Genomic DNA, 12,729 nt, shown 5'->3' with positions numbered 1-12,729 from the left:
GTGAAGGCCGAAGGGTGAGAGGCTAAATCCCGACGTCCTCGGACACCGGCATCGACGCCGGCATCGACGACGGGGAGGCCGAAGCCTCGGGCCGCGGAGGCCGCTGGCGACGCTCGCCGCGGCTCACCGCGCGGTCTTGCCCTTCGTCCTTCGAGGCGTGCGCCTTCTTGTCCTTGTCGCCTTCGCCGGGCTTCTTGCGCAGGCTGATGCGGTCGGCCTCGCGCATGTTGAGGCAGGCGCGCAGGCCGTCCTTCAGCGTGCGCAGCGTCATGAGCCCGCCGAGGTGGACGCCGATCTCCACGAGCGTACGCGCCACGTCGGGGCGCACGCCCGTCAGCACGCATTTCGCGCCGAGCAGCTTGGCCGCGTGCGTCAAGCGCACGAGGTGCGCGGCCGTCATCGTGTCGACCACGTCGACGCCCGTCAGATCGATGATCACGTACTCCGCGCCGCGATCGGCGATCCGCTGCAGGAGCTTCTCGGTCATCTCGGAGGCGCGCGCGCTGTCGATCGCGCCGACGAGCGGCAGCGTGAGCACGTCGTCCCACACGTCGATGATGGGCACGCTGAGCTCGCGGATCGCGATGCGTTGCCGCTCCACCGTGGCGAGCTGCTCCTCGAGGTCGCGCCGCGACGCTTCGAGATCGCTCATCGCCTTGTCGTGCTCTTCGCGGGTCTGCTTGAGCTCCCGGAGCAGCACGAGCAGACTCTCTTCGAGCGCACCGAACCGATCCTCGGTCAGCGCGCCGGAGAGCCCGATGGCCTCGTCGAAGGCCCCGACAGAAGCGAGCGAAAGCGCCTCCAGGACGCGCTCGATCCGCTTCCCCTCCACCACTACCGACTCGTCGGTCGCGTCCGTCATCCCGATGGTCTCCGATGCGTCCCTCCTACATACGGGAAGATGCCCATGAGCATCAAGTTCCTCCTGATGCCAGCGGCGCGTGGAACCGTGCTTTTCTCGAATCCTCGGGAAAGCATGTCCACAGAGGGCGGAAATTCAGCCGAAGGCGAGGGACAGCGGCCGAAGCCGCGGCCCCCTCGAGCGAACAGGAATTAGGGAAGCGAGAGCACCTTGACGTCGATGCTCGTGTTGCCGTCGCTCGACGTGAGGGTCACGACGGCGTCGCCGGGCTTGCCTCCGACGAAGATGAAGACGGCGCGCGGCTCGTCGGTGGCGTACCGCTGATACGCGTCGCCCGGCGCGAGCAGATCCACGAAGCCGGGCAGGACACGCACGATGTCGGGATCACTCGAGCTCGCCGTCGCGTCCGCGCAAGGGCTGCTCTGGTAGGTGCACTCGATCGCGAGCGCGATGCCCTGCGAGAGGCGGACGTCCTTCTCGACGTTGTCGACATCGGCGACAGCCGTGGGCGGCGCGATCGTGAGCGCAGTGATGCTGGGTTCGCAGCCTGCGGCGAGCGCGGCGGCGGCAAGGAGCAAAAGGCACGCGCGGGGGCTCACGGCTTCACCTCCAGCACGGTCAGCGCGACGGCGACCTCGATCCCGAGCGCCTTGACGGTGACGGTCGTCTCACCCGCGGCCGTGGCGACGATGCGACGGCTGCCGGCCACGCCTTCGTCGAGCATCAAGACCACCTGCGGATCGGCTTCGAACGCCGCGTCGAGCTCGCCGAGCAGCCGCTGCGGGCCTCGATGCGGCGCCGCGACGAGGGTGAGCTCGTCGCCCACGAGCATCTCCATCGCGGCGGGCAAAGGCGACGTTTGAAGGCCGCCGGTGGTCACGCGGTGCAAACGGAGCGCGTCCGCCTCGGCGATCCACACGTGAAGAAAATCCACGACCAAATCGCCCTCCATCGTGATGAGCATCGACGCGAGCCCGGGCGCCTGCGCGTGGATGCGGGCGTCGTCGATCGTGAAAACCGCATGGTTTGCCGCGACGAACGAGAGCGGCGGCGTGGCGGCGCCCTCGGAGGTGACGGAGACCTGGATGGGCAAAGTGGCGCCCTTGGCGATGGGGGCGTTGATGCCTGCGACGGCGCAGACGAGTTCGCTCGGGGGGCAAGCCGCGGTCGTGTCGGTCTGGCCGAGCGCGCCGGACGAGCCCTGGGCACATCCGGTCGCGAGCGCGAGGAAAGGAAGCAAAAAACGAGGGAATGGCATGGCCCGACGATAGCAACGGACATGCCCGTCGCGTAATCGCGATCGTGCTCGGGTCCGGCGGCCCGGGAGGCAGGGCAAGAACGTCATGGCCGGCGCGGCGATTGCACAGCGAGGCGTGCTCGGGGGAGAGGACCCCGACACACGCAACGAGACACGAAAGGGGAACGGGATGGCGACGTCGCTCCTGACGGCAGTCGAGAACCGATCGAGCGTCGATACACTCGCGGAAGCCGTGCACCGGCCGGTCCAAGCGGTCCTGCAGAAGCGCCCGGAGCTCCGGACCACGCTCGACGGGACGTGGCTCGGGCACCCGCTTCACGCGGCGCTCACCGATTTCCCGATCGGCGCGTGGGCGACGGGGGTCGTCCTGGACATCGCCGGGCTCGGGCGACGAAAAAAGGGGCTGCATGACGCGGCATTCACGGCGCACGCCTTCGGGCTGGCGGCCGCGGGCGCGGCGGCGCTCGCAGGGCTCGCGGACTGGAGTTACCTCGACGGAAAGCCGCGGCGCGTGGGCTTCGTGCACGCAGCGCTGAACACGATCGCGGCCGGCCTCTTCGGTGTCTCGTTGCTCCTGCGCAAGAACGGCCGGCGCGGGGCGGGCATCGCCGCGTCGACGACGGGCTTCGGCATCGTGATGGGCAGCGCGTGGCTCGGCGGGGTCATGTCGTACCATTACGGGATCGGCGTGAGCCACCGGGCCTTCGAGCAGGGCGGTCCGAGCGGCTTCGTGCCGGTGCTGCGCAATGACGAGCTCGTCGAAGGGCAGCTCCGCCGCGTCGTGGCCGAGGGCGCGCCGATCCTGCTCGCCCGCGCGAACGGCCGCGTCCACGCGATCGGCGATACCTGCACGCACCTCGGCTGCTCGCTCAGCGCGGGCCGCCTCGACGGCGAGCGCGTCGTCTGCACCTGCCACGGCTCGCAGTTCCGTCTCCGCGACGGCCGGGTGATGGTCGGCCCCGCGACCGACTCGGAGCCCCATTACGAGACGCGCGTGCGCGACGGCCAGATCGAGGTCCGCAAATCGGGCCTCAATGGTGCTTCGTAAAACGCGGGCACGAGAATCCCAGCCGCAGCCGGGTTCGTCCGCCGCGGCTGGGCCTTCGTTTGCATCGGAACGTCGGGGACGCCGCCTCGCGGCACGATTCGCCCACGGAGCAAGGAATGGTCCGTACCGAAAGCGTGGCCGATCACCATCGAAAGGCCGCCGAACACTTCGAGAATGCTGCTGTGCACCATCGGATGGCCGCGGAGCAGCACGAGCGCGGAAACGAGGCCGAGGCCCTCCGGCACGCGATCGAGGCTCGGCGGTATCACGAACAGGGAATGCGGCACGAGCAGGAGGCCGAGAAGCGGCACGCCGCGTGACACCCATCGCCCGAGGAGGAGGAGAACACCATGACATGGCCCCGATGGATCAATGTCGCACTGGGTATCTGGCTGCTCATCGCCCCGGCGCTGCTCGGATACGTCGATGCCTACGCCGTGAACAATGACCGCCTGCTCGGCATCCTGATCGCGGCCTCGGCAATCGTCGCGCTCTGGGCGCCGAAGGCCCGGTTCGTGAACGTCGTGCTCGGCGCGTGGCTGATCATCGCGCCGTTCGTCCTCGGGTACTTCGGCCGAAACGCCGTGGCGAACGACATCGTGGTCGGCATCGCCGTCGCGGTCTTCGCGTTCATCCCGAGCCGCTCCATCACGAGCACCCACACGACCGCGGGGCCGGGCGACCTGAGCTGACCCGACCCCACCTGAAACTTGGCCCGGGACCTCGCCCCGTGGGAGGTCTCGGCCATGTCCATTCGTGTCGCCCGGCCCTGGCTCGTGGCCTCTGGCCTCGTCCTCGGCCTCGTCACGCGGTCGGCGCCCGCGCTGGCCTGGGTCGACGTGCACGTCGCGGGCGACGACGTCCGCGTCGACGTGAACAAGGACGGCTCGGCCCGCGTCGAGCACAAGATCACCCTGCGCGTCTCCGGCGGGCCGCTCAAGTCGATCGACCTGAAAGGCATCGACGCCGACGCCGTGCCCGAGCCCGACGGCTACGTCGTCCCAGGCCGCGACGCCGCCACGAACTCACTCGCCTCGGCCGCGCCCGTCACCACGGAAATGCTGCCGCCGCCGAGCCGCCCGCGCGACGACGGCCAGCCAAACCCCTCGGCCATGCGCATCCGCTTCGACTCGGACAAGGGTTTGTCGCGGGGCGTCTTCGTGGTGTTCGTCCGGTACCGCACCGAGCTCTTCCGCCGCGGCCTCGTCCAGCGCGACGGCTCGATGGCCCGCCTCCGCTGGACCGGGCTCACGTGGGAAGACGGCTTCGACTCGGCGCGCGCCACGTTCGTCCTGCCCGCCGGCCCGACCGAGCCGCGCCCCGACGAGGCCGGCGTCGCCGCCGATCCCGCGAGCGAATCCGCCGCGCCTCCCTCGGTCCTGTCCACCGTTCGCCGCGCCACGGGCCGCGACGAGCTCGAACTCTTGCGGCCGTACGCGCCCAAAGGCGAGCCCGTCACGTGGCTCGTCCGTTTCGACGCCCGTGCCCTCGAAGCCACCACGCCGCGCGCCGAGCCGACCACGGTCGTGTCCCCGGGCCCCGCGGCGCTCGCCCCGGATCGCCGCACGTTCGTGCTCCTCGGCGGAGGCCTCGCGTTTGTCCTGTATGCCCTGCTCGTCGCCTGGAAGACCCGCGAGGTCGAGCGCGCCGCGCGCGCGGCCGGCGCCGAGCCACGCCCCTTGATCCCGGCCCCGCTCTTCGTGCGCGCGACGGGCGCGGGCCTCGCGCTCGTCGGAGGCCTCGCCTTGCAGCTCACCTTGCCCACGGGCACGGCGGGCGCACTCCTCGTCGCGCTCGCCTCGGCGTTCGCCGCGTTCCGGGCCCCGCGCTGGATCCGCGCGTCCTCGCTGCGCGGCCCGGGCACATGGCTCCCCGTCTCCGAGGAAGAGGCCTTCGCTCGCGCCGCGCGCCCCTCCGCGCAAGCGGGCCTGCTCGACGTCTCCACCCGCGCCGGAAAGGCCCTCTTCGCGCTCGGCCTGCTGCTCCTCGGCGGGGCCGTGTGGTTCGTCTCGCGCACGTCGATGTACCACGCCGAGCTCTTCGCCTACGACGCAGTGGCCCTGCTCGCGCTCTTCTGCACGGGCCGGCTCGCGGAATTGCCGCCCGATCCGGTCGCCTCGGCCGCGCCGCTCCTGCGCGACGTCGCGAAGCGCGTCCGCAAAGCGACGAAAAAGGCCGGCGAAGAGGTCCGCATCGTCCCGCGCATCCGGGTGCCCGAGGGCAGCGCGAAGGCCGACGAGCTGCGGCTCGCCGTGGTCCCGCGCGCGCCACTCCCGGGGTTTGCGGGGCTCGAAGTCGGCGTGGTGCTCACGCCGGCCGCGGGCTCGACGTTGCGCTCGCCGGAGGTGCTGCTCCGCGTGACGTCGGGGACAACGTGCGAAGAGGCGATCGAGGCGGTCGCGCAGCAAGGCCGATCGCAGCGCGGCAAGCGCCCGACGGAGCGCGCGATCACCCTGGTCCCGCGCTTGCCGACGGCGTGGATGACGGCGGACCTCGTCACGCGGCTCGTGGGCCTGCTGCGCGAAGGTCGCAAGGCGGCCGAGGAGCGCTCGGGCATTCGGCGGTCGGCCCAGGTCATCACAGCCTCCGAGGATGGCCGAGCGGCTTGACGCCGGGCAGGTTTTCCCGCTTGCTTCGAGGGCGCCCGTGACCGCCCCTGCCGAAAAAACCCCCCGCCTGTTCGCCCGGATCGCCGCCGCCGCGTTGCTCCTCGGGATCCTCGGGTTCCTGGTGGCCGCGCAGAGCGACCCGAACACGCCGGCCTCCCCCGCAGTCGGAGCGAACGCCGACGCGCCCGCGCCTGCCGAGCCTTTTGGCCCGGCCCCTGCGCCGCCCGATCCGACGCTCGTCGCATTGCTCGACGGGCTGACGGTGGGGAATGAGGTGAATGGGTGGAAGGTGGTGAACTTCTACCCGACGAGCGAATCCGTCGTCTGGGTGGAGCTGCAAAAAGGCGAGATCTTCTTCTCGGTGGGAATCGGCCCGAAAGGAACGGGCAAACCGCCGCCGCCGATCCAGACGGAGATGTACGAGGTCGGTTACGGAATGCCGAAGCCGCGCAATGCGGGGATTTCGACGCAGGAGATGACGGCGGCCGCGGAGCAGGTGGCGGCGCGGATCCGGAAGCGGGAGAAAGAGGTCCCGCGGCCGAAGGGCCTTTGAAAGGCCTGCATCAACCGCCCTCTTCCCCCACGATCGCCGCAATGTCGCCCGGCAACGGCGAGCTCGCCGTGAACGCCGGCACCTTCGCGTCCCCGCCCCACGCGATCCGCGACGCGTGCAGCGCGTGCCGCGCGAGCCCCGGCACGCTCTCTCCGCCGTAAAGCGTGTCCCCCGCCAGCGGATGCCCGATCGCCGCGAAATGCGCCCGGATCTGGTGCCGCGACGCCTTGCCTGCGCGCGCCTCCACGAGCGCCCATTCGCCTCGCTCGGACAGCTTCTTGTACGTCGTGTGCGCCGGCCGCGGCGAATAACGCTCCACGTCGCGCGGGTGCACGCATGGATACACCCGACGCCGATCCTTCGGGTGCGGCGCCAGCGGAATCTCGATCGTCCCCGTCTCCGGCAGGTCCTTCGCCGCGCAGACGAGCAAATATCGTTTGTCGAGGCGCTCCTCCTTGATCGCCCCCGTCAGCACCTCGAACGCCTCCCGCGTCCGCGCCGCCAGCACGAGCCCGCTCGTCTCCGTGTCCAGCCGATGGCAAAGCCCCGGCTCCCGCGTCGAAAAGCCAATCCCCGCGCACTCCGGGTACCGCGCCACGAGCGCATTCGCCAGCGTGCCCCGCTCGCCCGGCTCGAGCGGCGCCGTCGGTTGACCGGCCGGTTTGTCCAAAACGACCACCTGGCGCGTCTCGAACACCACGGCGAGCGCCGCCTCCGCGTCCGGCAGCGCCCCGCCCGAGAGCGACGTTGGATCGAGCTCGACCGAGACCACGTCCCCCGCGCGCGCCACGTCCCCCTTCGCCACCCTGCGCCCGCGCTCGCCTCCGCCCTCGTGCAGGCGGACCTTGCCGGCCTCGAACAGCCGCTTCGCCCCCGCTCGCCCGAGCGTCGGCATCACCTCGAGCAGGAGCTTGTCCAAACGAACCCCTGCCTGCGCCTCGTTCACCGTGATCTTCATGGTCTTCCGTGATGTCCGTCGCCCGCGACGAACGATCGCTGCTCTACCGCAACGTCCCGCTCCACGATAGCCCCACGACGGGCGCGCGCCGCTCTCCCACCTGGCTCTGCCCGATCACCCCGAACACCGGCAGCGTCCCCGGGGCCTCGCCGTGCGCCTGCTTGCCGGGCTTCGAAGCCTCCGCCTTCGGCTTCGTCATGAACCACCCGATCGCGCCCCCTGCGAGCGCCATGCCGCCGATCATCCCCACCCAGGCCCGCTGCTGCGTCTCCGTCGGCCCGTCGAGCAGGAGCGGGCTGCCAAGCGCCGCGCCGCCGAGCCCGCCAAGCAGCGCCCCGAGATCCATCCCCACCACCCGGTTCGCAGGGGGCCGCCAGTGCACCGCGAGCGCCGCCGCCCCGAGCCAGCCGAGCCCCGCGCCGTAGCCCATCCCCGTGATCGGGAAGCTGTCCACGTTGCCCCGCACGAGCGCCTCCGTCACGCCCCCGAGCACGAGCCCGAGCCCGCCGCCCGTGTGCGCGAGGAGCGCCCCGCCCTCCGACATGCCGCGCAGCGCGAGCCCCAGCGTCGACAGCGTGAGCCCTGTCATGCCCGCCACGAGCCCCGCGGTCCATTGCTCGCCCTCGCCCCCCGACGCGCCGAACCGGCCCGCGTAGATCATGTGCCCCGCGATCGACGGCCACCACACGCCCGACGCGAGGAACCACGCGGGTCCCACGCCCACGTCCCACTCCTCCGCGACGAGGATCGACGTGACCAGCCCGCCTCCCGCGCCCACCGCGAGCAACGGATACAACAGCCGCGGATCCTCCGACCCGCTCGCACGCTGGATCGAGTACCCGAGCAGCCCCCCGAAGAGCGTCGCGTTCACCGCGAGCGCCGTGCGGCCCGCGCTCCTCGCAGGGTACGTCAGCGTCCCCTCGGGCGCGTGCCGCGGCTCGGGTCGACGCGCCGGCATCGAGCGGAGCCCCGTCACGAGATCCCGCAACATCACGACCGCGCGCACGGAAAGATCCGCTGGGCTCGCACGCTCGATCCGCACGCGAAGCTCGGGCGACGACGCCTCCACGAGCACGATCCTGAGCTCGATCTCGCCGTTCCGCGCGCGCACGCTCGGCACGATCAACGTACCGCCGAGCGTGCTCGCCAGCGCCACGAGCTCGGCCTCGTCGGGCGCTGCGCCGCGCTGATCGAGATCCAGCACGAGCCCGAGATCCTGCGCCGCGTCTGCGAGCAGCGCGTCGAGCTGGCCCGCGATCGGCACGAGCTCCGCGCCTTCGCTCGCCTCGTCCGCGTTCACCGGCCGACGTGAGATCTTCGTGGGAAACAAGACGGCGGAGTTGCGCGAGGCATCCGCGCTCGCGCTCGTCGTGCCGTTCGTCCGCGGGGCCTCGGCCGAGGCAGTGCGCGCGGCGCCGAGCGCCGCGAGGACCACCAGGAGCCGAGCCACGCGGCTGCGTTTCAGAACATCACCACGCCGCTCGCGAAGACGTCGAAGGTGTTGCTGTCGCTCACCCAGAACCGCCTCCCGACCGCGTTGATCGTGGGACGATAGTTCGGGTTCGGAATACCCGTGGCGGAGACGAACTCGCCGACGTTCAGCTCGTTGCCGCTCTTGCACGGGCCCGACTGCCCGATGTCATCCTTGAACGTCGGGTTGCACGGCTGATCCCCGGTGATCCCGTGCTTCTGATCGTGCGTGAAGCCGAAGCCCAAGTTGAACTTCACGTACTCGCTCGCTTGCCACGTCACCGACGCCTGCCCGCGGATCGACGCGTACTGCTGCACGTCGGTCAGACCCGTGACGTACGTCTTCTGCGAGCCCTCGTCGATGATCGAGATCGGCTGCCGCATGCCCGCCGGCGCGTTCGCGTCGTAGGCCGGGTTGCGCCGGTACTTCGCCCACTGCGGCTGGCGCATCGAGTTCGCGCTGCTCGATCCGAGCGCGTCGAAGATCTCCGAGTAGTCGCGGCCCTCCGACGTGTACGTGCCCTGCGCGCGTAGATCGAAGGTGAGCCGGCCGAACTTCTCACGGTTCTCCCACGGGATGATCTGGAGCCCGAGCGTCATCGTGCCGCGGATCGGCGGACGGTTCACGAGCGAGCCCTCGAGGTCCGTGAAGCCGTAGTCCGAGTCCTGCTGTTGGAACTCGAAGAGCGCGGAGAAGCCGCCGTACGGCTCCAGGTACTTGATGCGCTTCGAGACGAGCGTGTGCACCTCGAGCCCGATCGTGCCGCGCGTGACGCCCGCGTCTCGCTCGCCGATGCCGACGCCCTCGTTCGCCAGGTCCGACTGCCCGTTGCGGTTGATGTCCGACGGGTGCGCGCACTGCACCTGCCCCGAAGGCGCGTTGGGGTTGCACGCGTGCATGGGCGTGCCGAGCGCGAAGCGACCCTCGACGCCGAAGAGCAGCGTGGGCTTCGTGCGATCACGCGCCTGGTTCATGAACGCGCTCGTGTCGATACCGACCGCGAGGTACTCGAGGCCGCTGCGCTCGGGCGAGGTGAACGGCAGCCCGAAGAGCTGCTCGCCCGGCGCGCCCGCGAGCACCACGTTCTGCACGTTGGAGCTGCCGTCGAGGTCCGTGAGCTCGCGCGAGTTGTTCAGGATGATCGGCGTGCGGAAGTAGAGCGCGAGATCCTTGTAGAGGCCGATGTCGACGCGCGGGATGAGGCGCGACGTCTGCTCGCTGTAGCTGGCCACGTTGAGCAGGTTCGAGGTGAACCCGCCCGACGTGAGGCCCGGCCCGAAGATGTTCGTCTCGCGCTGGATCTTTGCGCTCTTCGTCGAGTACTGGAAGCCCAGGCTGATCGCGATGTCGAACGGATCGCCGTCGTCGAAGGCGTCGATCACGTTCACCACTTCGCCGGGCTCCTGCATCACGCGCGGCTCGGTGGCGCTATGCGGTTCGTCCGCGAGCGCGCCGGTCGTCACGAGCGACGAAAGAAGCCCCGCCACGAGGGCGAGCGAGACAGGCAATCCCAGGCTTCGCCGCCTGAGGCGAAAGCCATTGCCCTTGCGATCGCAGAACGTTGCGCCTTCCATGGCAGACCTTTCCGTTGGACGGACGCTACCGGCGCTGGGGCGAACGTGTCAATTGGAACTACCAGGAAACCCGTATGCCCGCGACGGCGCGGCTTTTCTCAGGCCCCGACAGGGGGCGATTGATCCGAGGGGGGCTCGGGGAGGTAGCTGTCGCGGGGCCGCGGCTCGGTCACGGGCGCGTCGTCCTCCCCCGGCTCGACCTCGTCCGGGAAGATCGCGTCCGTGATGTCCTCGGCGTTGAGCTCCTCGCGCGCCGAGCTGAGATCACGCGAGGTCTGATCGAGCCGGTCGGCGAGCACGCCGAGGAACTGCCAGAGCAGCTTCACCGCGAGCTCGTGCTCCTTGCGCAGGATCTCGAAGAAGTCGTTGCGGTGCAGCACGATGAGCTCACTCGGCTCGATCGCGGTCACCGTCGCCGATCGCGGCGCGGCGCGGATCAGCGCCATCTCGCCGAAGTGCTCGCCGGGGCCGAACTCGTTCAGCACCGTCTCGCCGCGGCTGATGCGCACTTGTCCCGAGAGCACGATGAAGAGCTCGTCGCCGCGATCTCCCTCCTGCACGACGATCTGATCGACGTCGTACGAGACCACGTCCGCGACCTGCATGATCCGGAGCATCTCGCGCTCGGACAGGCGCGAGAAGAGCGGCATCTTCGCGAGCACCTCGCGCTTGAGGTGCAGCCGCCGCGCGCGGTTGTCGTCCTGTTTGTCGCCGGCGCCGAGGCGAACCAGGATCGCGGTGATGTTGTCCTTGCCGCCCTTCCTGTTCGCGAGATCGATGAGCTCACGCGTCGCCGTCTCGCCATCCGCCTCCTCGAAGTACGGCTCGAGCTCCGCGGTGTGCGCGATGTATCCATGCAGGCCGTCAGAGGCGAGCAGGAACTGGTCGCCGGGCAGCACCTCGATCGTCAGCGTGTCGACCTCGACCCGCTCGTAGACGCCGACGGCGCGCGTGATCGCGTTCTTCTGCGCGACCTTTTCGATCTGGTCCCGCGTGAGCTTTCCGCGCTTGATGAGCTCGTTGTAGACCGTGTGATCTTCGGTGATTTGCTGCACCTTCCCGCCGCGCAGGAGGTAGATGCGGCTGTCGCCGACGTGCGCGATGAAGCCGTGCGAGGCCACGATCAGGAGGGCCGACAGCGTCGTGCCCATGCCGCGTTTGTTCGCGTCCTGCTTCGCCTCGTCGTGGATCTTCGCGCAGGCTCGCTGCACGGCGAGCTCCAGCATCGCGAGGATCTCCTTGGCGCCTGCCCGACCGCTCACGCCCTCGCGCGCGTACTTCTCGACGACGTCCTTGTGCTTCTTGACCTCCTCATGGATGATCCGCACCGCGAGCGCGCTCGCCACCTCGCCGGCCGCATGCCCGCCCATGCCATCCGCGACGATGGAGAGCGCGAGCTTCTTGTCCACGAGGAAGTTGTCCTCGTTGTGGTCACGTACGCGGCCTACGTCCGTCGCGGCGTAGAACTGGATATTTTCGGACAGCGCCATCGAACGCGAGGCTACCACGGGGAGTCGAGCGCCTACCACCCCCTGCCCCGTTCGCCCGAGGCGTGGTGAGGGGCCATCCGCCACCCAGGCCCCGGCGTCGCCACGCCCAACGTCAACGAATGGTTGCGATGGTCTGGTGGTTCAGCGCGAGGAGACGGCCGTCTTCGGTCCAGAGCTGCCGTTGTTCGACGCTGTATCCATCCGCCGCGACGAGCACCTGGCCGCGGTGAAGCAGCGGCGCGTCGGCAGCCACGCCGTCGAACGGCGGAAAGAGCTGGAGGGTGAACGAGACGGTGCCGACGGGGCGCGGCTCGGTCCAGACCGAAAACGACGCGGGCCAGGTCGCGTCCGCGAGCGCCGTGAGATACGCCGCGTCGAGCGTCGGGCACGGAGGACGAAGCCGCACCCAGTTCTCCGTGACCGGCGACGAATGGCCCGAAAAAGGAAATGGGCCCGTCACGCGATACTCGAAAAACTTCGCGAACGTCGGCCATTCCTGCGACGCCATGGGCGCGACGTCCTTCCACGGCGTGAGCCGGGGCGGCGGGATCTCGCGGTGCGTCGTGGTATCGGCCCGCGCTCGCGCGAGAATGCCGACGGCGTGCGAGATGACGGCGCCTTCTTGCACCACACGCGCCGCCACGGTCGTCTGGCCAGAACCGCGGCGCAGGACCTCCACCGAAATCTCCGCGGGGCCGGGGAGCAGCGGGCCGCAGAGCTCGGCCGTCAGCGAGCGCAGCGGCCTCTCCGCGACGTCTTCCGTCGATTCGAGGGCTCGCACGAGCACAGCAAGGGAAAACCCTCCGAATGCGCCGCGCCCCTGCTGCCAGCCATCCGGGACGTCGAGCGAGAATCGGCCCGGAGTGACGGGGCGCGGGGTCGTAAGAGCGACGAAATCAACCATGG

At 70.0% G+C, this 12,729-nt stretch carries 13 protein-coding genes; 5 read left to right on the top strand and 8 right to left on the bottom strand.

Annotation, left to right across the window (positions count from 1 at the left end):
• Nucleotides 1-22: 22 nt before the first annotated feature.
• From POL67_RS06525 to POL67_RS06515, 3 genes are all read right to left on the bottom strand, one after another.
• Nucleotides 23-862, bottom strand: coding sequence for an STAS domain-containing protein (locus POL67_RS06525; RefSeq protein ID WP_271916206.1), 840 nt, complete (start codon nucleotides 860-862; stop codon nucleotides 23-25).
• 191 nt (nucleotides 863-1,053) lie between these two features.
• Nucleotides 1,054-1,461, bottom strand: a complete 408-nt coding sequence (locus tag POL67_RS06520) for a hypothetical protein (protein WP_271916205.1) — start codon at nucleotides 1,459-1,461, stop codon at nucleotides 1,054-1,056.
• The gene (locus tag POL67_RS06515) at nucleotides 1,458-2,120 is read right to left on the bottom strand and encodes a hypothetical protein (protein WP_271916204.1); all 663 of its coding nucleotides are present in this window, start codon (nucleotides 2,118-2,120) and stop codon (nucleotides 1,458-1,460) included. The genes POL67_RS06520 and POL67_RS06515 overlap by 4 nt, the downstream gene beginning before the upstream one ends.
• A 169-nt stretch (nucleotides 2,121-2,289) precedes the next feature.
• Between POL67_RS06515 and POL67_RS06510 the strand changes: the two genes are divergently transcribed.
• The 5 genes from POL67_RS06510 to POL67_RS06490 all read left to right on the top strand — a co-directional run bounded on the left by POL67_RS06510 (nucleotide 2,290) and on the right by POL67_RS06490 (nucleotide 6,330).
• On the top strand, nucleotides 2,290-3,168 hold the full coding sequence (locus tag POL67_RS06510) for a Rieske (2Fe-2S) protein (protein WP_271916203.1): 879 nt from the start codon (nucleotides 2,290-2,292) through the stop codon (nucleotides 3,166-3,168).
• A 116-nt stretch (nucleotides 3,169-3,284) separates the two neighbouring features.
• Nucleotides 3,285-3,488 (top strand): hypothetical protein, encoded by a 204-nt coding sequence (locus POL67_RS06505; RefSeq protein ID WP_153823764.1) that lies wholly within the window; start codon nucleotides 3,285-3,287, stop codon nucleotides 3,486-3,488.
• A gap of 30 nt (nucleotides 3,489-3,518) precedes the next feature.
• The gene (locus POL67_RS06500; protein ID WP_271916202.1) at nucleotides 3,519-3,860 is read left to right on the top strand and encodes an SPW repeat domain-containing protein; all 342 of its coding nucleotides are present in this window, start codon (nucleotides 3,519-3,521) and stop codon (nucleotides 3,858-3,860) included.
• 54 nt (nucleotides 3,861-3,914) lie between these two features.
• Nucleotides 3,915-5,777 carry a hypothetical protein gene (locus POL67_RS06495; protein WP_271916201.1) on the top strand — a complete coding sequence of 621 codons (1,863 nt, stop codon included), beginning with the start codon at nucleotides 3,915-3,917 and terminating at the stop codon, nucleotides 5,775-5,777.
• Nucleotides 5,778-5,814: 37 nt separating this feature from the next.
• Nucleotides 5,815-6,330, top strand: coding sequence for a hypothetical protein (locus POL67_RS06490; RefSeq protein ID WP_271916200.1), 516 nt, complete (start codon nucleotides 5,815-5,817; stop codon nucleotides 6,328-6,330).
• Nucleotides 6,331-6,340: 10 nt separating this feature from the next.
• On the opposite strand, the gene POL67_RS06485 is transcribed toward POL67_RS06490, so the two are convergent.
• The 5 genes from POL67_RS06485 to POL67_RS06465 all read right to left on the bottom strand — a co-directional run bounded on the left by POL67_RS06485 (nucleotide 6,341) and on the right by POL67_RS06465 (nucleotide 12,727).
• On the bottom strand, nucleotides 6,341-7,288 hold the full coding sequence (locus tag POL67_RS06485) for an RluA family pseudouridine synthase (protein ID WP_271916198.1): 948 nt from the start codon (nucleotides 7,286-7,288) through the stop codon (nucleotides 6,341-6,343).
• A gap of 43 nt (nucleotides 7,289-7,331) precedes the next feature.
• Entirely contained in the window at nucleotides 7,332-8,738 is a 1,407-nt protein-coding gene (locus tag POL67_RS06480) for a hypothetical protein (RefSeq protein ID WP_271916197.1), read from the bottom strand.
• 11 nt (nucleotides 8,739-8,749) lie between these two features.
• Nucleotides 8,750-10,333, bottom strand: coding sequence for a hypothetical protein (locus tag POL67_RS06475; RefSeq protein WP_271916196.1), 1,584 nt, complete (start codon nucleotides 10,331-10,333; stop codon nucleotides 8,750-8,752).
• A 98-nt stretch (nucleotides 10,334-10,431) separates the two neighbouring features.
• The gene (locus POL67_RS06470; RefSeq protein ID WP_136933669.1) at nucleotides 10,432-11,823 is read right to left on the bottom strand and encodes a Stp1/IreP family PP2C-type Ser/Thr phosphatase; all 1,392 of its coding nucleotides are present in this window, start codon (nucleotides 11,821-11,823) and stop codon (nucleotides 10,432-10,434) included.
• 112 nt (nucleotides 11,824-11,935) lie between these two features.
• On the bottom strand, nucleotides 11,936-12,727 hold the full coding sequence (locus POL67_RS06465; RefSeq protein ID WP_271916195.1) for an acyl-CoA thioesterase: 792 nt from the start codon (nucleotides 12,725-12,727) through the stop codon (nucleotides 11,936-11,938).
• Nucleotides 12,728-12,729 lie beyond the last annotated feature (2 nt).

The organism is Polyangium mundeleinium (assembly GCF_028369105.1).
Lineage (GTDB): Bacteria > Myxococcota_A > Polyangia > Polyangiales > Polyangiaceae > Polyangium > Polyangium mundeleinium.
This window is presented reverse-complemented; position numbering and strand designations above follow the sequence as displayed.

Bases quoted from the DNA above. Each gene is read 5' to 3' on its own strand.
- POL67_RS06470 (WP_136933669.1), bottom strand. From the start codon at position 11,823: ATGGCGCTGTCCGAAAATATCCAGTTCTACGCCGCGACGGACGTAGGC.
- POL67_RS06510 (WP_271916203.1), top strand. From the start codon at position 2,290: ATGGCGACGTCGCTCCTGACGGCAGTCGAGAACCGATCGAGCGTCGAT.
- POL67_RS06525 (WP_271916206.1), bottom strand. From the start codon at position 862: ATGACGGACGCGACCGACGAGTCGGTAGTGGTGGAGGGGAAGCGGATC.
- POL67_RS06475 (WP_271916196.1), bottom strand. From the start codon at position 10,333: ATGGAAGGCGCAACGTTCTGCGATCGCAAGGGCAATGGCTTTCGCCTC.
- POL67_RS06495 (WP_271916201.1), top strand. From the start codon at position 3,915: ATGTCCATTCGTGTCGCCCGGCCCTGGCTCGTGGCCTCTGGCCTCGTC.
- POL67_RS06465 (WP_271916195.1), bottom strand. From the start codon at position 12,727: ATGGTTGATTTCGTCGCTCTTACGACCCCGCGCCCCGTCACTCCGGGC.
- POL67_RS06485 (WP_271916198.1), bottom strand. From the start codon at position 7,288: ATGAAGATCACGGTGAACGAGGCGCAGGCAGGGGTTCGTTTGGACAAG.
- POL67_RS06500 (WP_271916202.1), top strand. From the start codon at position 3,519: ATGACATGGCCCCGATGGATCAATGTCGCACTGGGTATCTGGCTGCTC.
- POL67_RS06515 (WP_271916204.1), bottom strand. From the start codon at position 2,120: ATGCCATTCCCTCGTTTTTTGCTTCCTTTCCTCGCGCTCGCGACCGGA.
- POL67_RS06505 (WP_153823764.1), top strand. From the start codon at position 3,285: ATGGTCCGTACCGAAAGCGTGGCCGATCACCATCGAAAGGCCGCCGAA.